The following is a 21,558-nucleotide window of genomic DNA, read 5'->3' on the forward strand; positions in this document are numbered from 1 at the left end:
TGTCGCTAATTAGAATAACTTGTTAACATTTAGATTATAAAAAAGGAGCTCCCAGCTCCCCTTTTACTACATATTTGAGTTAGTCGCGCGTACCAACATATTTATCATCGAAATATCGACGTAGTTTAGTTCTCAAAGTTCCACGACTAATCCCCAGCATAATTGCTGCTCGAGACTGATTGTATTTACAATGTTCCATTACGGCACGGAACAATGGTGTTTCAATCTCTTCAAGTACAAATTGGTATAAGTCAACAGGATCAGTTCCCTTAAGCTCTGAAAAATATTTTTGCACTGAAAGAGTTACGCTTTCGGCTAGAGAAGCGGTGTTATCCACTACTTCATTACTGATTGTTGTCATTATTATTAGCTCCTCCTTTTAAAAACAGTATATTACCGAAACAAGCCCATGGAGACAAGGGCAGAACAGAAAAAACTGTATTAAAAATCAATGTATAATGTTCAATTTAAACTCAAAAAGTTCTTATAAGGAGTAGGTTGTTTTATACGATCTACTCCTTACAAAATTACTTCAGTCGAATCCTAGAATTTCATCATCGAAGGATCGTAAGGTTTGCCATTTATTGTGAATTTACCTTGGTCCAAACTCACTTCAATTACATAATCCGTACCTTGAACTGTAATGAGCCCAGTTTGCTGCAATGCGGTTAGTTGTTTATTCGTTTGCATTTCAGCTAATTGCTCAGGGGTTAGAGCGGGCTGAGCTGTTTGGCCTCCAGCTTGATTTGCTTGGAGTTGCTGGGTTAAGGTTTGTTGTAGATCAGGTTTTTTGGAAATTTGTTGCATTACCGATTGCTTCATAACTGCTTTTACAGCCTCTGAAGGAATTTGCAACTTCGCTTTACCTTGAATCTTTTGCATCATTTCAAATGGATTAGCATTTTCACCTTTAGGCAAAGTTACATAAAGATTACCTTCAATCTGTCCTTGAGGAATCTTAAGGCTAAGCTTAGAAACTTCAAACTCGGCACCCTTGTTAAATAATTTGGGCAGCTCGGGAAGAAGAGCAAGCATGGCTTGTTGGCGTTGAATATCATTACCATTTTGCATAGCGGTAGTTTGTTGGTTAATTTTAGCCAACACATCTGCGTCAAGATTTCTTAAAGCAACATCCAATTCTCCTGGACCATAATTTTGTCCGTTTGCTAATACTGATTTTATAGCCAAGTTAAAATGAGTATTAAACAGATGTTGTTCAATATCGCTATCTGACTTGATGATAAGATCGTTCAAAGCAAACATTTTTTGTTCTTTTACAAAAACATTAAATGAAGGAAGAGAGAAATTTGCATCCCCCAAATACAAGCCGGCAGGTGTTTCATGTAAATCATAATCACTGGATACTTGATTTAAACTAATTCGGGTATCATCTTTAATAGCATTTAAACCCTCTAAGACAATTTTACCCGCAACTTTACTCATTCCCGAAGACATGGTGGTTTTTGAATCCATTCCTAACCATTCAAGAGTACCTGAACCATCTTTTGCAATTAATTTAAAATTAGGAACATTGAATTCCACAGTACTTTCATTAAGGTAATTAACAAAAATACTTAAATCTAACTGTGGTTTTACAGAGTTTGGAGTAAATTGAGCTTCGAATTGTTTATTGTATTCTGCAGGAAATGGAAAAATTGCCTCACCATAACCTAATCCAAAACGTAAGCGTTTATTGGAAAAAATAAATGGGCCATGGTGGATGGTTAATGGCATCTCCATGTTATAGTCTTGAGCAGGAAGAGTTTTAGATTGTCCATTTTCATCTTGAACTACACGCTCGGGAATATGCAGACGCCATTTAATTTGGGCTTCAGAGCTAAATAATCCTTTATTGTACTGTTGGATTTCAGCATATAATCCATTAGATTGGTCAATTACTTGTATATTCTTTCTGATTGTTCGTTCAGTAAGAACGCCCATACCATAATACCCGCCTAGAATTAGAACGGCCAGGATAATGACTAATCCTGTAAATTTTTTCATTCTCTTCTCCATGTTATTAATTCGCATGCAAAAACTGCAGCTGAAAGTATAACAGCAAATAACATCAGAGTGCGATAAGCTTATAAAAAAACAGTGTTAACTATTTTCTGCTTAATCAATAAAAATTTCAGGCACTTAGGAATGGCTTGTTGGCTTACAATACGTTTCCTTCACGGTAAATGCCAACACGAGTGCGATTATGGAGCAAAGCGGTAGCAACTTCAAACCTGCTTGGAAATCAGAAAGTAATAGCGTTTCGACATTATAAGAACGAGCACCAGATACCATATCGACCAATCGGCCCACTAAAGGCTGTAATGACGCCCCAACAAAAATGGATATCATGTTAGTAAATGCAATAGAAGTTCCTATCACGTTTCTATCATGGATTTCGGTGGAAACGGCGTAGGCAATAGCGACACCTGTATTGGTCAATCCGAAAAGAAAGAAGAGTAAATAAGCTGAGTTTTGACTTAAAGTTGGGCTGAATACATATAAGGAAGTAAAAATAACACCGAATAATGCAGAGAGGATCATTAATGGTTTACGACGTCCCATCTTATCGGAGAGCCAACCTGATAAAGGACCACTAATACCCCATCCGATGAAAATTAATCCCGTAGCAAAAGCAGCGGCATGTGCACCTAATCCCCTACCAAATTGTAGATAGGCAGGACCGATTGCCTCGCCAATAACAGCAGTTGGGCCGAATAAAAATCCAGCATATAACGCATTCAGCCAAGTTTGTCTGCATGACAATATAATTTTTAAACTTTGAAGAATACTAAGCTGATTTATAGAGCGAATCTCACTTCGATGTTCACCCGGTTTATCTTGTACAAATTGATACAATAAAGCTGCTAGAGCAATGAACAGAAAAGCAATAATCAACATACTGTGGCGCCATCCCACATTAGTGACTAAAAATGAAACTGGAGCCTCTCCAGCTGCCGCACCCAGCATTCCTAAAGCCTGGGTTAAACCTGCAAGCAACCCGAGCATTGTGGGAGGAAACCAAGATGTTGCCAATCTGAGAGAACAAACAAAAGCAAAAGCGGCACTAAAACCTATAAGCATCCTACCTATTGAGCCCATGAATAGGCTATCCGCAAGACCAAACACACAACATCCAAAAGCGGTAACCAATGACATCACAGTGAGTAGCCAACGTATACTTAAACGATCTACAGTAAGGCCTACTGGAATCTGCATGAGGATGTAAGGAATATAAAATGAGGCAGTTAAAATACCAAATCCTGCTTCATTGATTCCGAAATCAATTTGTAAGTAGCGATGCATTACTCCAGGGGCAACACGAGCCATATAATCAGAAAAATAGAATGCAGCAGCTAATCCCCATACTAACCAGGCAAATCCTAAATAATTTTTACCGGTATAAATTTCTACTCTTGACTCATGTATTTTGTTCATAAACTCTCTACGCTAATAAGATCCTAATTGGCTTTGAAGGGTTACAACGCACACATCAAAAAACAATCCCAGGATAAAGATTGTCAGCATTTCATTGATCGACTCAATTTTATATTGCTAGGAGTATAAAAATGAAAAAAACTAAAAATATTTATCCAAAAAATGAGCAATAAATCTGTAAAACAAAACCTACATTATACTGCTGTTGTCATTTATTTCAACACATAGTTTGATTTCATTTTCATAGGTACAGAAAATGGTTATAATTAGGTTGTTTAATTTTAAGGTATAAAATATACCTGTTATTGCTATATGTACATTTCTTTGGGTTATTGTTAAACCAAAATGCTATCATATCGCTCAACATTTACTACTAAGGCTAAAAATGAACGCTCTTAACCTTGCAATTAAAGAAGCTCTTGATGCAGCTGGAACTACTAAAGAAGCAAATAAAGCTTATCTTGAATTTATCAAGGCTAACTTCATCATCCCTGTAGAACAAAGTTTAAATGACGAGCAACCCAGGGTTTTATTTCTGCAAGAGCAAGGCCATATATTCCTTCCTGTGTTCACGGATATGAGCTATCTTGATGCGTGGGCAGTAGATATTGCACATGAAATCCATTTGCTAAAATTATCTGGCGTCGACTTGCTTAAGGGGCTTGGTGATCAGGTGACCCTATGTCTGAACATAGGTACTGAATTTTATAAGGAATTTAATCCATCTGAAATCGCACGAATGCGATCAATGGTTCTCAAACTTTTCAAAAATTAGATCTAACTTAGACAACCACTTCATTCAAATGTGGTAACGACGAGAGATCTTCTGTCTTGCTCGGCAGTCAGAGAAGATCCCTCATATATATATAGTTTATGCAACCAACTCAAACAATTGATATCCAACGATTGCAGAAGCTGCTATTGCACCGCTAATTTCAATCACTAATGATAAAAAGCCATGCTTATGACCATACTCTTTATCATTCGCAGCTACTACTTCGTTTACGGTCAGTTCTTCATTTTCTAAGGCATTCAACTCAAATAAAGGTTCTTCGCCCTCCATTGCATCCCACCATCCTTCTAACCAGTGTTCTGCTTGTTGGGTTCCTTCACGAAATGGATTATCCTCTTCAGCTACTTCTGCCAGCGCACATTCGTATCCAAATGCGTAACTGTCTTCATAGCTTGGATGTTCAACATTAAAACGTAATTTAATATGTGGTAGTAAGGCTGTTATGTCGTTCATGGTTATACCCTCTATTTATTCGCACAGTATTTCCTATAATACTGTTAATAATTTCTACACTTAAGACAATTTTACGACTTTCTATTAACGCTTATTTACCAAATAAAAACATTTACTAATTCTTGACAAATTTTCTTTTAGCATGCAAAAAATAACTTCAGAATCAATTTGAGTTTTATAATGCTATATTATATTAAGCAAGAATCAGGCCAAGTTTTTTTTGTATCTTTAAAAAACAGAAAAAATAGAGTAAGTACAAAAAGAAGGATAAAATGTAAATTTGTGGCAGAACTTACCTTTTTGCCGGCAAATTTTGCCGCTAGTACATGTTATTACTATGGTGCTAAACGATGAAACGTCCAGTGTCCATTTTTTAGATAATAATGAATTCTATCGTGCAAACGATTGTCTCGACCTTGCCAAAATTCGATTTCATCAGGAATAACCTTGTAACCTCCCCAAAATGTGGGTCGTAACACAGGTTCTTGCCCATGCTTTTGAATTAACTCATTTAGAGCGTTCTCCAAAACTTGTCTTCCCGCAACCTCATGACTTTGTGGGGAAACAATAGCACTGAATTGGCTTTTTATAGGTCTTGTTGAAAAATAAAGATCTGATTGTTCTTTATCAATTGGTTTGATTTGTCCACGAATACGTACTTGTCTAGCCATTTGTGGCCAGTAAAAATTAAGTGCTACGTATGGCTTATTTTGAATCTGTTTTGCTTTTTTACTTTGATAATTTGTATAAAAAACAAAACTCCCACCTTCCAAACCTTTTAATAACACGACTCGAGAATCTGGTAAACCTTGATCATCTACTGTGGAGAGCACCATAGCTGTAGGATCATTTTTTTCATTTTTTAAAACATCTTCAAACCAAAGCTTAAATTGAACAATTGGATCTTCTGGAAGTGATTGCTCATCTAAATTGAGCTCTCCATACTCTCGTCTTATATCCGCAATGCTTCGAAAATTTGTCATGAAGTACCATAAAAATAGGGTTAATGAAATATCAGCAGTCTTACTGGTAGGAACTAAGTACACCTGGGTTAGGAATTTATCTTAACCCAGGCAACCTCCAAATAAATTACCAGCCTGTAACTTCGGCAATTGCATCACCTAGATCTGCAGGCGAACGTACAGTTCTCACGCCTGCTGCTTCTAAAGCGACATATTTTTCTGCTGCAGTCCCTTTGCCACCCGAAATGATTGCACCAGCATGCCCCATACGTTTCCCAGCAGGTGCTGTTACCCCTGCAATATAGGATACTACGGGTTTGCTGACATGCGATTTAATGTATTCAGCAGCTTCTTCTTCTGCAGATCCACCGATCTCCCCTACCATAATAATGGCTTCAGTTTTAGGATCCTGCTCAAATAAAGCTAAAGCATCAATAAAACTGGTTCCTGGAATGGGATCGCCGCCTATACCGATACACGTACTTTGGCCAAAACCTTTATCTGTAGTTTGTTTTACTGCTTCATACGTTAATGTTCCTGAACGTGAAACAATACCTACTTTTCCAGGTAAATGAATAGAACCGGGCATAATTCCAATTTTGCACTCGCCGGGGGTAATAATTCCAGGACAATTGGGTCCAATCAAACGAGCTTGAGTATTATTTTCCAAATACACTTTAACTTGTAACATATCCAGTACGGGAACACCCTCAGTGATACAAACAATTAATTGAATGCCCGCATCAGCCGCTTCTAAAATAGAATCTTTACAAAAGGGCGCCGGAACGTAGATCACGCTCGCTTCCGCTTTGGTTTCTTCCACGGCTTCGCGCATGGTATTAAATACCGGTAAATCTAAATGCTTCTGCCCGCCTTTGCCTGGGGTCACACCACCAACCATACGTGTGCCATAAGCAATCGCTTGTTCTGAATGATAAGTTCCTTGCTTTCCAGTAAACCCCTGACACAATACCTTAGTATTTTTATTAACCAATACACTCATTGTTAACCTCGAAATTTAGTAATTAAGCAACAGCTGCCACAATCTTTTTCGCAGCATCAGTTAAACTGGTTGCAGCAATCACATTCAAATCACTTTTATTTAAAATATCAGCACCTAGTTGTGCATTATTACCCTCAAGACGTACTACCACAGGAATTTTCACATCGACTTCTTCCACTGCGGCCAAAATACCATCGGCAATCAGGTCACAACGAACGATGCCTCCAAAAATATTGACTAAAATGCCTTTGACTTTGTCATCAGAAACAATAATTTTCAGTGCCTCACTTACTCGTTCCTTAGTCGCACCACCACCCACATCTAGGAAGTTAGCGGGTTCACCACCGTGAAGTTTAATCACATCCATAGTCGCCATCGCCAAACCCGCACCGTTCACCATGCAACCAATGGTTCCATCCAGAGGAATATAGTTTAACTCCCAATCGCTGGCACGATTTTCCCGCTCATCTTCTTGACTGGTATCGCGCATGCTTTTTAATTTAGGTTGGCGGTATAATGCGTTGCCATCTATATTAATTTTTCCATCCAAACAAATTAATTGTTCTTGTTTTGTCACTACAAGTGGATTGATTTCTAATAAGCTCAGATCACAATCAACAAACATTTTACCCAAGCCCATCATCAACTGTGTAAATTGCTTTATTTGATCGTCTTTAAGACCTAATTTGAATGCCACCTCCCGACATTGGAATGGCATGACACCAACTAATGGATCCATAATTACTTTAAAAATTTTTTCGGGCGTTTCTTCAGCCACTTTTTCTATTTCTACACCACCTTCCGTAGAAGCCATGAATACGACGCGACGGGTAGCGCGATCAACAACCGCGCCAAGATATAATTCTCTGCCGATATCACATGTTTCTTCAATTAAAACAGCATTAACCGGTTGTCCATGAGCATCAGTTTGATAAGTAACTAAACGAGTACCTAATAATGCTTTAACTGCTGCAGCTAATTCATCTTTATTTGCTACTAACTTCACACCACCGGCTTTTCCCCTACCCCCAGCATGTACTTGTGCTTTAACAACCCAACGGGGAGTAGATAACTGTGCGGCAACTTGCATTGCATCTTCAACGCTGTAAGCGACTTCACCGTTTGGTACGGGTAGATTGTAGCTAGCAAATAATTGTTTGGCCTGGTATTCATGTAAATTCATTGCGATTACCTTTCTAAAAAAGCAAAATCCGTCACTAGCATAAGTGTTAATTTATGCATCATATCCTGGACACGAATAATAAGATCAACAGCAGGATATACTTAGATAAATTTAAAACCTCTGGGTTCCAGCTACGCCTTCCCCCAGATACATTTATGCGTCAATGCGAATTTCACTGTTACATTTCATTAAACATTAAGCAAAAGACGAGCAGGATCTTCCAATAACTCTTTCACACTTACCAAAAACTGTACTGAATCTTTACCGTCAATCAATCGATGATCATAAGATAAAGCCACATACATCATAGGACGAATCACTATTTGTCCTTTTTCCACTACAGGTCTATCTTCAATTTTGTGCATTCCCAAAATTCCTGTTTGGGGTGGATTAATGATCGGAGTTGCCAATAAAGAACCAAATACCCCACCATTAGTAATAGTAAAGGTACCTCCTTGCATATCTTCCATGGCTAATTTACCCTCTCTAGCCTTTTTTGCAGCATCGTTGATTGCTAATTCAATATCAGCCATACTCATCTGATCCGCATCACGAATCACCGGTACGACCAGCCCTCTTTCTGTAGATACCGCAATACCTATATCATAAAAGCCATGATAGACCACATCCTGACCATCTATAGAGGCATTCACTGCGGGAAAACGCTTTAATGACTCAACGACTGCTTTGGTGAAAAAAGACATAAATCCAAGTTTTACACCATGTTTTTTCTCGAAACTGTCTTTATATTGAGCACGCAAATCCATAACGGCTTTCAAATTTACTTCATTAAAAGTCGTCAACATCGCTGCATTGTGTTGCGCTTCTAATAAGCGCTCCGCAATTTTAGCCCTTAACCGTGTCATTGGAACTCGACGTTCTTCACGTAGGCCCATAGATGCTTTGGGGGGTTGCTCTTTCCCACTTTCTTTAGCGGATGTTTTTTCTCTACTCGACTCTATGTAAGCGAGAACATCTTCTTTCGTAATCCGACCTTCTTTGCCACTGCCTTTTATTTGCCCAGGTTGAAGGTCATGTTCTGCCATTATGCGTCGAACTACAGGACTGGTTGACTTATCTTCTTTTGCACTTACTTCCTCACGTTCAGCCTGTTCATTTTCCTTCAGTGATTCAGCTTTATCTTCTTTCTTCTCGGCTTGAGCCTCAGATCCAGCGCCAGCTTTTATTTTTGCAAGTAATTGGCCAGAACGAACTGTGTCGCCTGTTTGAAACATTATTTCAGCCAGTATTCCATCAGCAGGAGCCGGGACTTCCAAGACGACTTTGTCCGTTTCCAAATCGAGTAAATTCTCATCACGAGTAACTTTATCACCTACTTTTTTATGCCATGCAGCTACAGTTGCATCAGCCACCGATTCAGGCAAAACAGGTACTTTGACTTCAATAGACATGGTTATACCTTCTTATTTTATTAAATTCGTTAACACATTGTAACCTGGGTAAAAAGCAAAGCAGTAATCCAGACTACGATAAACTTACAATCAGTCCAATAAAGCTTGCTCTACTAAAGCTTGTTGTTCTTTTGCATGCAGAGCAGGGCTTCCTGCTGCAGGTGCCGCAGCAAATTCTCTTCCGGCATAATGCAAGGTTTGTTCAGGACGCAAACAATCTAATATATTATGTTGAGAAGAGAACCATACTCCTTGATTCTGCGGCTCTTCCTGACACCAAATAATCTTCTTGGCTTGAGGATATTTATTGAGCTCCGTAGTAAGTGCTTTTTTAGGGAACGGATATAATTGCTCAATTCGCACCAATGCAATATGGTTTAATTCTTTATCACGACGCATTTGCAGCAAATCATAATAAACTTTTCCACAGCACAGTACCACTTTTGTAACTTTTTGTGCATCTATCGCATCAATTTCCGGAATAATAGTGTGAAACTTACCTTTGAATAAATCCTCCAAAGGAGAAACTGCTAGTTTATGACGTAGCAGACTCTTGGGAGTCATAACAATTAATGGCTTACGGAAATTACGGATAACCTGTCTTCTTAATAAATGGAAGATCTGAGCAGGGGTAGTTGGCGTACAAACTTGCATATTGTGCTGAGCGCAAAGTTGCATGTAACGCTCTAGACGGGCAGAAGAGTGCTCAGGGCCTTGTCCTTCATATCCATGAGGCAAGAGCATAACTAAACCACATAGACGACCCCATTTTTGCTCACCAGAACTAATGAATTGATCGATAACCACTTGCGCCCCATTGGCGAAATCACCGAACTGAGCTTCCCAAAGTACCAAGAAATTAGGTGCAGAGGCGGCGAACCCATATTCGAAAGCCAATACGGCTTCTTCAGAAAGCACTGAATCGATTACTGAAAAAGGGCGGTCTAGTTCATTAGTTATTTGTTCTAAAGGTGTAAAGGTTTCTCCAGTTTCAGCATCATGCAATACAGCATGACGATGAGCAAAAGTTCCTCTTCCAGAATCCTGGCCAGATAAACGAACCCCATAACCTTCTTGAACTAAACTAGCGTATGCCATTATCTCAGCATACCCCCAGTTCATTGGTAAATCACCGGCCGTCATTTTATCGCGCTCATTTAATAAGCGTTGAACCACCGGATGTAATGTAAAGCCTTTCGGTAACTCGCTTAAGATTTTAGCTAATTTTTGTAAGTTGTCTTTTTTAATAGTGGTATCTACTTTATCCGTCCATTTTGCATTCAGATAGGGAGTCCAATCTACTGCATACTTTCCTTCATAATCACCATGAACCAGATCGACAACCGCTTTACCCTGATCCAGAGTATCACGATATGCTTCTACTAATTGTTCAGCATCTTTACTGGTTAGTAAACCTTCTTGGGTCAATTGCTCGGCATAGATTTCACGCAGAGGACGCATGGATTTAATTTTACGGTACATCGCAGGTTGAGTTACCGCAGGTTCATCTGCCTCATTGTGCCCGTGGCGTCGATAACATACGAGATCCACTACGACATCTCGTTTAAATTTCATTCTGAAATCAAATGCAAGCTTCGTTGCGAATACGACCGCTTCGGGATCATCACCATTCACATGTAAAACAGGTGCCTGAACCATTTTGGCCACATCAGTACAATATAAAGTAGAGCGTGCATCCAAAGGATTACTGGTAGTAAAGCCTATTTGGTTATTAATAACAATGTGGACTGTACCACCCGTGCTATAACCACGTGCCTGAGAAAAATTAAAGGTTTCCATCACCACGCCCTGACCGGCAAATGCAGCATCCCCATGGATAACAATAGGAACAACTTTTTCCTTTTTGCCCAGATCGCTACGACGACCTAAACGAGAACGTACCGACCCCTCTACTACAGGTCCAATAATTTCTAAATGTGAGGGGTTAAAAGCCAAAGCCAGATGTACTACTGAACCTGAATTGGTTCTTATATCTGAAGAAAAGCCTAAATGATATTTCACATCCCCAGTACGTTCATATTTTATTTTTCCTTCAAACTCTTGGAACAATTGATTGGGTTCTTTACCCAATACATTCACCAACACATTTAAACGACCTCGATGTGCCATACCGATAACTAACTCTTTAACATTAGCTTTACCGGCACACTCAATGATTTCTTTCATCATGGGAATTAATGAATCGCCCCCTTCAAGAGAGAATCGCTTTTGCCCTACATAACGTGTCCCTAAATAACGTTCCAAACCGTCTGCAGCAATTAAGTCTTTTAAAATTTGCATTTTTTTTGCCGCATCTAATTTAAGTCGACCGCGTACCGACTCCATTCGTGCTTGTAGCCATTCTATTTCTTCAGTATTAGAAATATGCATGTATTCAATACCAATACTGCTGCAATACGTTTCGCGCAGCGCTTGATATATTTCGTCCAGAGTCATTTCTGGACCATCAAATGTAGTGCCTGCAAAAAACTTACGATTTCTATCTACATTAGATAAGTGGTGATACTCCAGTTCCAGTGCAGGGACCGGTGTGCGTTCTGTCATTTCCAATGGATCAAGTTTAGCCGCATGATGACCCAATGAGCGATATGCGTTGATCAAGTCGGCAATCCTAAATTGCTGACTGTCTGAGGCTTGGGCTACAGGTATGGTTTTTTTATCTGCATTCTGCAAAAAATAATCACGAATATCTCTATGTGAGAATTCCTTTTCGGTATTCACCTTAGGCAAAGCACTAAATACTGCTCGCCAATCGGATGAAACCGAGCTGGGGTCAGCAAGATAATCTTCATACAGACTATCAACATAAGCCATACTTCCGCCAGATAAATAGGAAGAAGCCCATTTTTTTTGCAGATCGGAACTGCTCATTTTCTTTTCTCCAAAGGGGTATTAATCACTACCACCAGTAAATTGGGTATTCCACTCATCCCCGTGGATAAAACAGCTATCCCCGCAAGTGCGGGGATCATCCTTATACTGGTTTCGAGCACATTTAAGAGGTTCCCCGTCTTACAGGAATTATATTTTTCTATATATGGCTTTTACCAGTACCAATAAACAAGAAAAGTACTATTAGGTTTCTTGTGTCAACATTTGTAGGCGAATCTCGGAAATTGCTTTCGTCGGATTGAGTCCTTTTGGGCAGACATTAGTACAATTCATAATACTTCGACACCGAAACACACTGAATGGATCTTGTAATTTATCCAAACGATGAGCTGTTGCGGTATCACGGCTGTCTGCTAAAAATCGTCTTGCCTGTAATAAACCAGCAGGACCAACAAATTTTTCAGGATTCCACCAGAATGAAGGACACGAACTGGTACAACATGCGCACAAAATACATTCATATAATCCATCAAGTTGAGCGCGTTCCTCTGGTGATTGCAACCGTTCTTGGGCTGGTGGAATCTCATTATTTTGCAAATAAGGCTCGATACGCTCGTATTGCTGATAAAACTGCGTCATATCCACTGCTAAATCACGAATAACTGGAAATCCCGGTAAAGGACGAATAACAATTTTATCAGTATTCAACTGGGACACATGGGTAATACATGCCAAGCCATTTGTCCCATTAATATTCATGCCATCTGAACCGCATACTCCTTCGCGACAAGAACGTCTGTACGTAATTGAGGGATCCTGCTCTGCTTTCAAACGTTCAAGTAACGTAAGTAACATAGGATCACTTTTAACTGGAATCTCCAATTCATAATCTTTCATATAAGGCTTAGCATCCACCTCAGGATTATAGCGATATATTGATAGGGTCAATGTTCTACTATCTGCTGCCATGTAATGTATCCTCTTTAGTAAACGCGTTCTTTTGGCGCAAAAGGCTCGACGTGCTTGGGTGATGTATTCACGGGACGAAAGTCAATCTTCTCACCTTCCTCAAAATATAGCGTATGTTTAATCCAGTTGGCATCATCACGTTTCGGATAATCTTCACGACTATGAGCACCTCGACTTTCCGTACGAACAATTGCAGACTGCGCTGTAGCATATGCAGTTGCCATTAAATTATCTAACTCTAATGCAGTGACTCGCTCCGTATTGAATATCTTGCTTTTGTCTTCTAATTTAGCATGTGCTAAACGTTCCCGCAGAGCCTGAAGACGTTTTAAGCCAGAAGCCATTACTTCACCGGTTCTGAAGACGCCAAAGTCCTCTTGCATTACACGTTGCATTTCATCATGAATCACTGCTGGGCTTTCACCCTCAGTTGAATTGTTCCATCGATTATATCGCTGTAAAGACGGAGCAATATCATCCTCACTAATATAATTCATCTCAGGTAAATGATTTGATTGCCATAACTCTTCAACATGCAATCCTGCTGCTCGACCAAAAACGACTAAGTCCAGTAATGAATTACCACCTAAACGGTTTGCACCATGTACCGAAACGCACGCGCACTCACCTACGGCATATAAACCTTCTACGATATGTTCTACACCGTTGGTTTTGGTAAGTACTTGCCCATGCATATTTGTAGGGATACCACCCATGCTGTAGTGGCAGGTAGGAACCACTGGAATTGGTTCAACAATTGGATCAACTCCGGCGAATTTCATAGATAACTCACGAATACCAGGTAAGCGTGACTTAATCAGATCGGCACCTAAGTGATCCAATTTTAATTTAACGTGATCCACTCCTTTGGGATCAAAACCTTTACCTGCACGGATCTCGAGAGCCATAGAGCGAGCAACTACATCCCGGGAAGCTAAATCTTTAACTCTCGGTGCATAACGCTCCATAAAACGTTCACCGTCTTTGTTAATCAGATAACCGCCTTCACCTCGACACCCTTCAGTTACCAAAACACCGGCTCCAGCAATTCCGGTAGGATGGAATTGCCACATTTCCATATCTTGTAAGGGGATACCTGCCCTTAATGCGATACCAAAACCATCCCCGGTATTAATAAAGGCATTGGTTGTCGATTGATAAATACGACCTGCACCACCGGTAGCCAAAATACATACTCGCGATTGGAAAAATACGACTTCACCGGTTTCGATACACATTGCAGTAACACCAGATATATGTCCATGCGAATCTTTAACAAGATCAAGAGCATACCATTCACTAAATACGTGTGTTTTAGCTTTTAAATTTTGTTGATAGAGGGTATGTAATAAAGCATGTCCAGTTCTATCCGCTGCAGCACAAGTACGTGCTGCTTGATCACCACCAAAATTCTTGGATTGACCACCAAACTGGCGTTGATAAATTCTGCCATTATCCATGCGTGAAAAAGGCAATCCCATATGCTCAAGTTCATATACGGCTTCGGGACCTGTTTTACACAGGTATTCAATTGAATCTTGATCCCCAATATAGTCCGCCCCTTTCACGGTATCATACATATGCCAACGCCAATCATCATCGTGCGCATTACCCAATGCGCAAGTAATACCTCCTTGAGCAGATACTGTATGTGAACGAGTTGGAAATACTTTAGATAGAAGTGCGACCTTTAAGCCAGAATTTGCCATCTGCAATGCGGCACGCATTCCAGCTCCACCAGCTCCAATAATTACTGCATCAAATGTGTTACGTGCAATTGCCATGCTACTACCCCCAAAGGATCATTAAGGCCCAGATGAATTGAATCAGGAGCCATAAAAGTACGAACATTTGTACTGATAAACGAAGAGCAGTACACTTCATATAGTCGGTAGTTACAGTCCAAATACCTATCCATGCATGCAATGAAAGCGCAAACAATGCGATAAGTGATGCAATTCGAACTAATATATTGGAAAAAAGAGCGTGCCATTGTGCAAAACCCAGTTCAGGGTGCAACAACAAAAAACCAATTATAAAAAAGGAATATGCAGCAAAATAAATTGCTGTAACGCGTTGAATCAACCAATCCTTTAACCCATTACCTGTTAAGCTGGTGACATTATTTACCATATCCAGATTCCTAGAAAAATTGACAAAATAATGGCAAGAAAAATGACTAACACAGCAGAACGTCTACCAGCATCAAGATGCTCACCAACCCCTATATCCATCAAAAGATGCCTAATCCCTGCAAGTAAATGGTAAATCATCGAGGCACCAAACGCCCACATAACCATTTTATAAGCGGGATGAGATAGCAAATTTTTCACCTGCGCAAATGTTTCTTCTGATTGCACGGACTGACCAAAGATGTACAGCATAATGGGTAACAGTAAAAATAAAACTACCCCTGAAATCCTATGTAAGATGGACGCTATAGCCATAGGGGGATACTTTAAACTGCCCAAATCCAGATTAACGGGTCTTTTTTTGTTCACTGTGAATTTCTTCCTTAATTAAAAAAGTTAATTAAATAGCACAAATGCGAAGTATAGCACTCTGTTTTTATCGTGCAAGATAAGCTCCTGCGTATTCCGAGCAAATTTTAATTTGTCTCCATCTAATTCAAATAAATTTGTAAATACTATTAGACAGAACTTCGATAGCTGACTTAAATCAAAAAGAATATTTTTACAAATTGTCATTCTCTGATGCAAATAATTAGATTTTGGTGCATTTCGATCTTTTGTTGTGCTTATATCCGATGTGCAAAATAAAAGATCAAGTTATTGTATTGCTAAGGAAACTTTTGTAAAGATGTAACTAATAATAAGAATATAAAGTGAAGTAATAAAATTCAACTAAAAATAATTAAATAGGCAATAAAAGCATTAACGATGAGTAGCGTGAATATTCTTATCTTTTTGGACCAGAGCCAGAGGCTTTATGTGGTTGTCTAAATGTTTCTCTGGGCGATTCTGAAGGGTATCCGAACTTTTCTGCATTTTGTTTCACAATTTGTAAGTATCGTTCACCCCATGCGCCTGGATCGAAGTTAGTAACTACAACGTTATACGGTAAATTAATAATCGACTCAAACGCTTTTCTTTGAGGAAGCAAATGCCCACCGAAAGCTACCTGAACCTCTGTCTCCTTATCAATGCCGCCTTCTTTTAATCGCTCGACCAAAATATAAATCATTTTTTCTATGGTCATATAAAGCTTATACATTGACATTCCAGCAGAAACTAGCTCTTCGCTTTTAGAAGTAGATAATTTGGATCCCGAATCAAGAATAGGATAGACAAATTCAAGCTCATTTGTACCGGGAATTAATTCCGCCTTGATCAGTACTGGAGGTACAAGAAGATCGATAGAGGGAGATACAATATACAACTGAAAATCAGCCCAATGCCACCAGATTTGATAAACCCGCTCTACCAAAGTCACAGGATCATTTAAATCCTCTTCCATTTGCAACTTGCGCAAGTCCATGCTGTTATCGATGTTATCAATAAATTCTGAGTTTTCGTCAGCAGTTGGAATATCTGGTTCATCAGCCATTTGCTTACCACATGTAAATCAAACCTATATGAGTATATTAGCCCAATTTTAATGAATGAGCACGAAAGTTAAAACAGCTTAAGTAAAATACCTGTAAAAATAGCAATCTAGGCAAACGATAAACTATAAAAGATATTGATAGTATTCAGGGGCACTCGAACGACATTTAAAGCATGTACTTTGACAATTTGCCTTTTCCTGGCATTTACGGATGACGCCCTTCCCAATCCATAAATCAAGCATAGGTTGTAATGCTGGAAGATCCAAACGAAACTCTCGAGTCAATTGTTGGGTGCTCACGATGCCTTCACGGCAAATGTACTCACGTATTTGCAACAGCATTATGCCTCCTAGTGCTGCGTTTAGTGTATTGACGCATTCCTATAAAAAAAATGAGAATTAATGCAAGAATTACGAACGCCTTTTGTTCTGAATTTTGCATCCATTTAGCAATTTGATAAAATGAAACCGCTGTACCATACGCAACAACAAAAGACCAAATTACAGAGATCCACATATATTTCTTATTTGCTTCTTGACGTATTACTGCCATCGTAGAGACACAAGGGATATAAAGAAGGACAAACAGCAGATATGCGTAAGCCCCTATTTTACCATCAAACCGCTCTGCCATTATTCCATATACTGACTGTGATACCGGATTATCTGCAGCACTAGCCAATATAGGATTTACCAAGGCAGAACCCAATTGTGCTAAATTTTGGGGGATTGTCCAAAAAGCTGTTTTAATTCCATCCCAAAAATCAAAGTGTGCCGCAGCAATTTCAGTCACATGACCCATTTGCGCGTAAAGTGAATTTAATGTACCCACGACCACTTCTTTGGCCAACATACCCGTCAGTAACCCTACTGTTGCAGGCCAATTATCTTGATGAATCCCCATGGGGGCAAATAAAGGAGTTATTGATTGCCCCATTAAAGAGAGCAATGATTGAGTACTGGCTTCACCAGAGTTAATTCCACCATCTATAGTAATGGCATTTAAGCCACCTAAAATAACACAGATGGGTACAATTAATTTCCCTGCACGCACTACAAAAAAACGTAAACGCAGAAGCGTTTCTTTAAGTAAACGTTTGAGTGCGGGCTTATGATATGCCGGTAATTCCAAAATTAACGGGGATGCATGCCCCTTTAAAGTAGTTTTACGCAAGAGGAATCCCGTTAATACTGCCATCAAGATTCCTATAAGGTACAAAGAAAATACTATATTCTGTCCACCCGATGGAAAAAATGCAGCAACAAATACCGCATAAATAGCCAAACGAGCACTACACGACATAAAAGGACTCATCATTACTGTTAATAAGCGATCGCGTTCTGAATCTAAGGTACGTGCGGCCATAATTGCAGGAACGTTGCATCCAAAACCAACAATCATCGGTACAAATGACTTACCTGGTAAACCCATCTTTCGCATCGCCTTATCCACAACAAAAGCAGCTCTTGCCATATAACCTGATGTTTCTAACAAGGATAAGAAGAAAAACATGGCTGCAATAACGGGGATGAACGTTAATGTGGTATTAATTCCTTTGCCCACACCATTTGCCAATAAAGCGATGACCCAATTCGGTGCATCGATTTGATGCAATAACCAGGAGGTTCCTTGAACAAATATTGTATCGGTACTGATATCAAAAAAATCCTGAAAAGCACCACCTACATTAATTGCAAATAAAAACATTAAGTACATCATGGCAAAAAATATAGGGAGAGCAAAAAAACGATGCAACATTATCTTATCGAGTTTTGCAGTGAAATGTTCGCTGGCATCACTACCCTTTTTTTGCACGACTGTAACTATTTCATGTATTTTTTGATATCGCGCATCAGCCAATAATACATCCAGATTAGGATCTACTTCATTCAATAAAGTTAAATCTTGAGCAATTGTCTTATCGGATAAGAGTTTATCTCCCTCTGCGAGCCTACGGGCATAATAATAAGCACGCGATTGACTATAACCTTGATGAATTAAGGTATTTTCCAAGGTCATTAATGTCTGTTGTATGGGTGTGGCTAGGGGAAATAGCAGGGGAGTCGCTGCTTGAGGCAATCGTGTCACTTCCTGCATCAATTGTGCAATGCCTATTTTTTTATGTGCTTGGATTGGAATAACAGGACAACCTAATTGTTGTGACAAAGCCTTTGGATCGATGGAGATTCCTCTTTGCTGAGCAATATCCATCATATTTAACGCAAGCAGTACGGGTTTTCCTAATTCCAAAATCTGGGTGGTCAAATATAAATGCCGCTCAAGATGACACGCATCGATCACATTAATGATGCAATCCGCTTCGATAGTAACAACAGATTGAGCCGCAATTTCTTCATCCTGACTGATGCCATCTGCATGAGCTATAAGAGAATAAATTCCTGGCAAATCAGTTACTTCAATCCGTTGTTGCGCGACCAAAAACGACCCTGTTTTCTTTTCGACGGTTACGCCAGGCCAGTTTCCTATGCGCTGATTATCACCCGTTAATGCATTAAACAAAGTGGTCTTGCCACAATTAGGATTGCCGACCAATAACACATGAGTCATATACGCTCCAAAATCAGTTGGCTCGCCTCTTCCTTGCGCAATGTTAAGGAAGTTCCTCTGACTTCAATTTGGATAGGACATCCTAAAGGGGCCATTCGCACAACTAAAAATTCAGTGCCGCAAGTAACTCCCAAAGATAAAAGTCTGCGTCTGTATTGCACCCCAGTAGCACCAAAACTGGTTAACCGTACTCTATCACCTTGTATTAATTCTGTAATATTTATCATGTCCTAACAGCAACTCGTCAAATAACTTAATCATATTAACATAAATGAAATCGAGAATCATTCTCAATTTAGGGAAAAATTATACATTATTCTAATTCCAGATAAACCCTTAGCCTAAGTAAGGCAGCATTACAGTTATTAAATAATAGCCCTTAGCTTATCCTACGTCCTTCGGTTTGTCCGCGAGATGGAGTAATGTGTTTGATTACTAGATCGGGAGTCCAATCCGCAGGAGAGAAGATCCTTAATTATTTCTTAAATGTAGGGAAGCAAACAGAACCTATAGGCTCACTTTTACAACCATTCCCGCCGAATTATTTTGAAATCAACTCCTTAAGCTCTCTTTTGGGATGGCGTGCCAGATAATCTACCGACTGCATTTCCAGCAAACGGCTTAATGTCCGCTTGAAAGTCTCCTGCATTTCTCCTTCGACATACAACTCTTCAACTGCTACCTCTGCAGAAATGATAATATTAATCCCGCGATCATACATCACATCGATAAAATGAATGAACATAATCGTTTGTAAGGTATGATTGACGGTTAATGCAGGAACTTCACTTAAGAAAATGGTATCAAATTTATCTGCAATCTCTAGATAATCCAATTGACTACGCGGCAAATTACAAAGAATATCAAAGGCAAACCAAATCGATTGTTCTGCAAGTTTGAGATAAGGAATCTCGCGATTCTGTATCGTAATGGTGCCATTTTCTTTAAATTCACTCACCAAAAGCTTGAATTGTTGCTCCATCACTTGGGTTGTATGCTCATTTAAAGGAAATAAATAAGCATCTAGCAGTGGAGCTCTCCCTACTCGATAATCTCTTTGCTCATTTAAATGGAGCACCTCACAATGTTCTTTAATTGCGGTAATCGCGGGTAAAAAACGTTTTCGATGAACTCCATTGCGATATAATTCATCGGGGGGTATATTCGAAGAAATAACCAAAATCACCCCATAAGCAATTAAAGATTGCAATAACTCCGCTAAAATCATGGCATAGGCGACATCATGGACCATAAACTCATCAAAACACAGTACCCGAGTCGTTTTGGCCAACTCCTTAGCAATTTGGCGAAGAGGATTTTTTTGTCCTTGTAAGCGTCTTAACTGAGCATCCACCTGTTGCATGAAATGATGGAAATGAAAGCGAGCCTTCTTTTTCTCTTCGAGGCAATCATAAAATAAATCAATTAAATACGTTTTTCCTACACCAACAGGCCCATAAATATATACCCCTTTAATTCGAGGCTTAATTAAGGGATAAAGCCAGGACGAATTTGATTTTTTCACCTGATATGCAAGACTCTCCAAATGCGTCAAGATGTCGCGTTGCAGAGGGTCATCATCAATGTCACCGCACTGAATTGCGGCTTCATATTGAGTAATCAAATTCATTATAAAACAACCTGAGAGCGAATATATTCCAGGAGCTTTGCTTTGAGCTCGATTAATTTACCATGAAAAAAATGTCCGGTGTTTGCAAACTGAATCAACGGGATTGCGGCTTTGGCAGCAAAATCAAAAACTAAAGCAGGTGGAACAACTTCATCTTCATCGCCCTGAACAATAAGCCAAGGAGATGGCATAGGATTAAATTCATGGTAATTATAATGATTAACTGCCGGAGCTACGGAAATTAATAATTTGGAACCAGATTGGGCCGCAGCACGATAAGTCACATAAGAACCAAAAGAAAAGCCCGCAAAAATTAGTTTCTTCTCGGGGTGCTCTTCTTGCAACTCACGAACCCACACCAGGATATCCTCGCTTTCACCTACTCCCGCATCATAAGACCCTTCAGATTGACCCACTCCACGAAAATTAAAACGTACAGAAGGGATGTCTAATTCTCTAAAGACACGTGCTAAAGTGGTCACTACTTTATTATTCATAGTGCCACCCTGAAGGGAATGAGGATGGCCTAAAAAAGCAATATAGTCGGCATGGTTCTGCTCTGGGACAGTTATAACTGCCTCCAGTTTCCCAATCGCTCCTTGCAAAAATAAAGGATGCTCGCCTGGGAGGGATAATTTTTCAGTGATTTGCATAAAAAACTCGTATTATAAAAAACCTCTTTTCCACACCGCGTACCAAATATCTCACAATGAAACTAGCCCGTGGCGC

The 21,558-nt window shown here is 39.5% G+C and carries 20 protein-coding genes; 1 reads left to right on the plus strand and 19 read right to left on the minus strand.

The genetic code is table 11. From position 1 onward, the window contains the following. Positions 1–79 precede the first annotated feature (79 nt). From ACWTE2_RS12730 to ACWTE2_RS12740, 3 genes are all read right to left on the minus strand, one after another. A complete protein-coding gene (locus ACWTE2_RS12730; protein ID WP_003633193.1) occupies positions 80–361 on the minus strand; it encodes a helix-turn-helix domain-containing protein in 282 nt (93 codons plus the stop codon). A gap of 182 nt (positions 362–543) precedes the next feature. Then, complete coding sequence (locus ACWTE2_RS12735) at positions 544–2,004, minus strand: YdgA family protein (RefSeq protein ID WP_454785633.1); 1,461 nt, start codon at positions 2,002–2,004, stop codon at positions 544–546. A gap of 135 nt (positions 2,005–2,139) precedes the next feature. Further along, positions 2,140–3,435 carry an MFS transporter gene (locus ACWTE2_RS12740; protein WP_454785634.1) on the minus strand — a complete coding sequence of 432 codons (1,296 nt, stop codon included), beginning with the start codon at positions 3,433–3,435 and terminating at the stop codon, positions 2,140–2,142. A gap of 385 nt (positions 3,436–3,820) precedes the next feature. On the opposite strand from ACWTE2_RS12740, the gene ACWTE2_RS12745 reads away from it, so the two are divergent. Then, entirely contained in the window at positions 3,821–4,210 is a 390-nt protein-coding gene (locus tag ACWTE2_RS12745) for an SseB family protein (RefSeq protein ID WP_182392441.1), read from the plus strand. A gap of 96 nt (positions 4,211–4,306) precedes the next feature. Here ACWTE2_RS12745 and ACWTE2_RS12750 read toward each other — a convergent pair whose 3' ends face one another. The 16 genes from ACWTE2_RS12750 to ACWTE2_RS12825 form a co-directional block, all read right to left on the minus strand. Beyond that, complete coding sequence (locus ACWTE2_RS12750; RefSeq protein WP_454785635.1) at positions 4,307–4,681, minus strand: transmission trait enhancer LetE; 375 nt, start codon at positions 4,679–4,681, stop codon at positions 4,307–4,309. A gap of 335 nt (positions 4,682–5,016) precedes the next feature. After that, on the minus strand, positions 5,017–5,664 hold the full coding sequence (gene pdxH, locus ACWTE2_RS12755; protein WP_454785636.1) for a pyridoxamine 5'-phosphate oxidase: 648 nt from the start codon (positions 5,662–5,664) through the stop codon (positions 5,017–5,019). Between the two features lie 106 nt (positions 5,665–5,770). Next, positions 5,771–6,646, minus strand: a complete 876-nt coding sequence (sucD, locus tag ACWTE2_RS12760) for a succinate--CoA ligase subunit alpha (protein WP_454785637.1) — start codon at positions 6,644–6,646, stop codon at positions 5,771–5,773. Between the two features lie 22 nt (positions 6,647–6,668). Further along, positions 6,669–7,829: an ADP-forming succinate--CoA ligase subunit beta gene (gene sucC, locus ACWTE2_RS12765; protein WP_454785638.1), complete on the minus strand. Its 1,161-nt coding sequence runs from the start codon at positions 7,827–7,829 to the stop codon at positions 6,669–6,671. Between the two features lie 188 nt (positions 7,830–8,017). Next, positions 8,018–9,241, minus strand: a complete 1,224-nt coding sequence (odhB, locus tag ACWTE2_RS12770) for a 2-oxoglutarate dehydrogenase complex dihydrolipoyllysine-residue succinyltransferase (protein WP_454785639.1) — start codon at positions 9,239–9,241, stop codon at positions 8,018–8,020. 90 nt (positions 9,242–9,331) lie between these two features. Next, positions 9,332–12,133: a 2-oxoglutarate dehydrogenase E1 component gene (locus ACWTE2_RS12775; protein ID WP_454785640.1), complete on the minus strand. Its 2,802-nt coding sequence runs from the start codon at positions 12,131–12,133 to the stop codon at positions 9,332–9,334. 204 nt (positions 12,134–12,337) lie between these two features. Beyond that, complete coding sequence (locus tag ACWTE2_RS12780; RefSeq protein WP_454785641.1) at positions 12,338–13,063, minus strand: succinate dehydrogenase iron-sulfur subunit; 726 nt, start codon at positions 13,061–13,063, stop codon at positions 12,338–12,340. Positions 13,064–13,077: 14 nt separating this feature from the next. Beyond that, positions 13,078–14,847: a succinate dehydrogenase flavoprotein subunit gene (gene sdhA / locus ACWTE2_RS12785; protein WP_454785642.1), complete on the minus strand. Its 1,770-nt coding sequence runs from the start codon at positions 14,845–14,847 to the stop codon at positions 13,078–13,080. Between the two features lie 4 nt (positions 14,848–14,851). Beyond that, entirely contained in the window at positions 14,852–15,196 is a 345-nt protein-coding gene (gene sdhD, locus ACWTE2_RS12790) for a succinate dehydrogenase, hydrophobic membrane anchor protein (protein ID WP_454785643.1), read from the minus strand. After that, positions 15,190–15,564, minus strand: coding sequence for a succinate dehydrogenase, cytochrome b556 subunit (gene sdhC / locus ACWTE2_RS12795; protein WP_182392431.1), 375 nt, complete (start codon positions 15,562–15,564; stop codon positions 15,190–15,192). The genes sdhD and sdhC overlap by 7 nt, the downstream gene beginning before the upstream one ends. A gap of 418 nt (positions 15,565–15,982) precedes the next feature. After that, on the minus strand, positions 15,983–16,630 hold the full coding sequence (locus tag ACWTE2_RS12800; protein ID WP_182392430.1) for a virulence factor: 648 nt from the start codon (positions 16,628–16,630) through the stop codon (positions 15,983–15,985). A 123-nt stretch (positions 16,631–16,753) separates the two neighbouring features. Further along, a complete protein-coding gene (locus ACWTE2_RS12805; protein WP_182392429.1) occupies positions 16,754–16,972 on the minus strand; it encodes a FeoC-like transcriptional regulator in 219 nt (72 codons plus the stop codon). Then, positions 16,953–19,199 carry a Fe(2+) transporter permease subunit FeoB gene (feoB, locus tag ACWTE2_RS12810; protein WP_454785644.1) on the minus strand — a complete coding sequence of 749 codons (2,247 nt, stop codon included), beginning with the start codon at positions 19,197–19,199 and terminating at the stop codon, positions 16,953–16,955. The genes ACWTE2_RS12805 and feoB overlap by 20 nt, the downstream gene beginning before the upstream one ends. After that, positions 19,196–19,426, minus strand: a complete 231-nt coding sequence (locus ACWTE2_RS12815) for a FeoA family protein (RefSeq protein WP_182392427.1) — start codon at positions 19,424–19,426, stop codon at positions 19,196–19,198. The genes feoB and ACWTE2_RS12815 overlap by 4 nt, the downstream gene beginning before the upstream one ends. Before the next feature lie 314 nt (positions 19,427–19,740). Then, on the minus strand, positions 19,741–20,829 hold the full coding sequence (zapE, locus tag ACWTE2_RS12820; protein ID WP_454785645.1) for a cell division protein ZapE: 1,089 nt from the start codon (positions 20,827–20,829) through the stop codon (positions 19,741–19,743). Beyond that, a complete protein-coding gene (locus ACWTE2_RS12825; protein ID WP_454785646.1) occupies positions 20,829–21,482 on the minus strand; it encodes an alpha/beta hydrolase in 654 nt (217 codons plus the stop codon). The genes zapE and ACWTE2_RS12825 overlap by 1 nt, the downstream gene beginning before the upstream one ends. Positions 21,483–21,558 lie beyond the last annotated feature (76 nt).

This window comes from Legionella nigrisilvae (genome assembly GCF_977063395.2).

Coding starts and splice junctions, on each gene's coding strand:
- ACWTE2_RS12815 (WP_182392427.1), bottom strand. CDS start 19,426: ATGATAAATATTACAGAATTAATACAAGGTGATAGAGTACGGTTAACC.
- ACWTE2_RS12775 (WP_454785640.1), bottom strand. CDS start 12,133: ATGAGCAGTTCCGATCTGCAAAAAAAATGGGCTTCTTCCTATTTATCT.
- zapE (WP_454785645.1), bottom strand. CDS start 20,829: ATGAATTTGATTACTCAATATGAAGCCGCAATTCAGTGCGGTGACATT.
- ACWTE2_RS12730 (WP_003633193.1), bottom strand. CDS start 361: ATGACAACAATCAGTAATGAAGTAGTGGATAACACCGCTTCTCTAGCC.
- ACWTE2_RS12745 (WP_182392441.1), top strand. CDS start 3,821: ATGAACGCTCTTAACCTTGCAATTAAAGAAGCTCTTGATGCAGCTGGA.
- ACWTE2_RS12735 (WP_454785633.1), bottom strand. CDS start 2,004: ATGAAAAAATTTACAGGATTAGTCATTATCCTGGCCGTTCTAATTCTA.
- ACWTE2_RS12800 (WP_182392430.1), bottom strand. CDS start 16,630: ATGGCTGATGAACCAGATATTCCAACTGCTGACGAAAACTCAGAATTT.
- ACWTE2_RS12780 (WP_454785641.1), bottom strand. CDS start 13,063: ATGGCAGCAGATAGTAGAACATTGACCCTATCAATATATCGCTATAAT.
- ACWTE2_RS12805 (WP_182392429.1), bottom strand. CDS start 16,972: ATGCTGTTGCAAATACGTGAGTACATTTGCCGTGAAGGCATCGTGAGC.
- sdhA (WP_454785642.1), bottom strand. CDS start 14,847: ATGGCAATTGCACGTAACACATTTGATGCAGTAATTATTGGAGCTGGT.
- sucD (WP_454785637.1), bottom strand. CDS start 6,646: ATGAGTGTATTGGTTAATAAAAATACTAAGGTATTGTGTCAGGGGTTT.
- sucC (WP_454785638.1), bottom strand. CDS start 7,829: ATGAATTTACATGAATACCAGGCCAAACAATTATTTGCTAGCTACAAT.
- odhB (WP_454785639.1), bottom strand. CDS start 9,241: ATGTCTATTGAAGTCAAAGTACCTGTTTTGCCTGAATCGGTGGCTGAT.
- ACWTE2_RS12740 (WP_454785634.1), bottom strand. CDS start 3,435: ATGAACAAAATACATGAGTCAAGAGTAGAAATTTATACCGGTAAAAAT.
- pdxH (WP_454785636.1), bottom strand. CDS start 5,664: ATGACAAATTTTCGAAGCATTGCGGATATAAGACGAGAGTATGGAGAG.
- sdhD (WP_454785643.1), bottom strand. CDS start 15,196: ATGGTAAATAATGTCACCAGCTTAACAGGTAATGGGTTAAAGGATTGG.
- feoB (WP_454785644.1), bottom strand. CDS start 19,199: ATGACTCATGTGTTATTGGTCGGCAATCCTAATTGTGGCAAGACCACT.
- ACWTE2_RS12825 (WP_454785646.1), bottom strand. CDS start 21,482: ATGCAAATCACTGAAAAATTATCCCTCCCAGGCGAGCATCCTTTATTT.
- ACWTE2_RS12750 (WP_454785635.1), bottom strand. CDS start 4,681: ATGAACGACATAACAGCCTTACTACCACATATTAAATTACGTTTTAAT.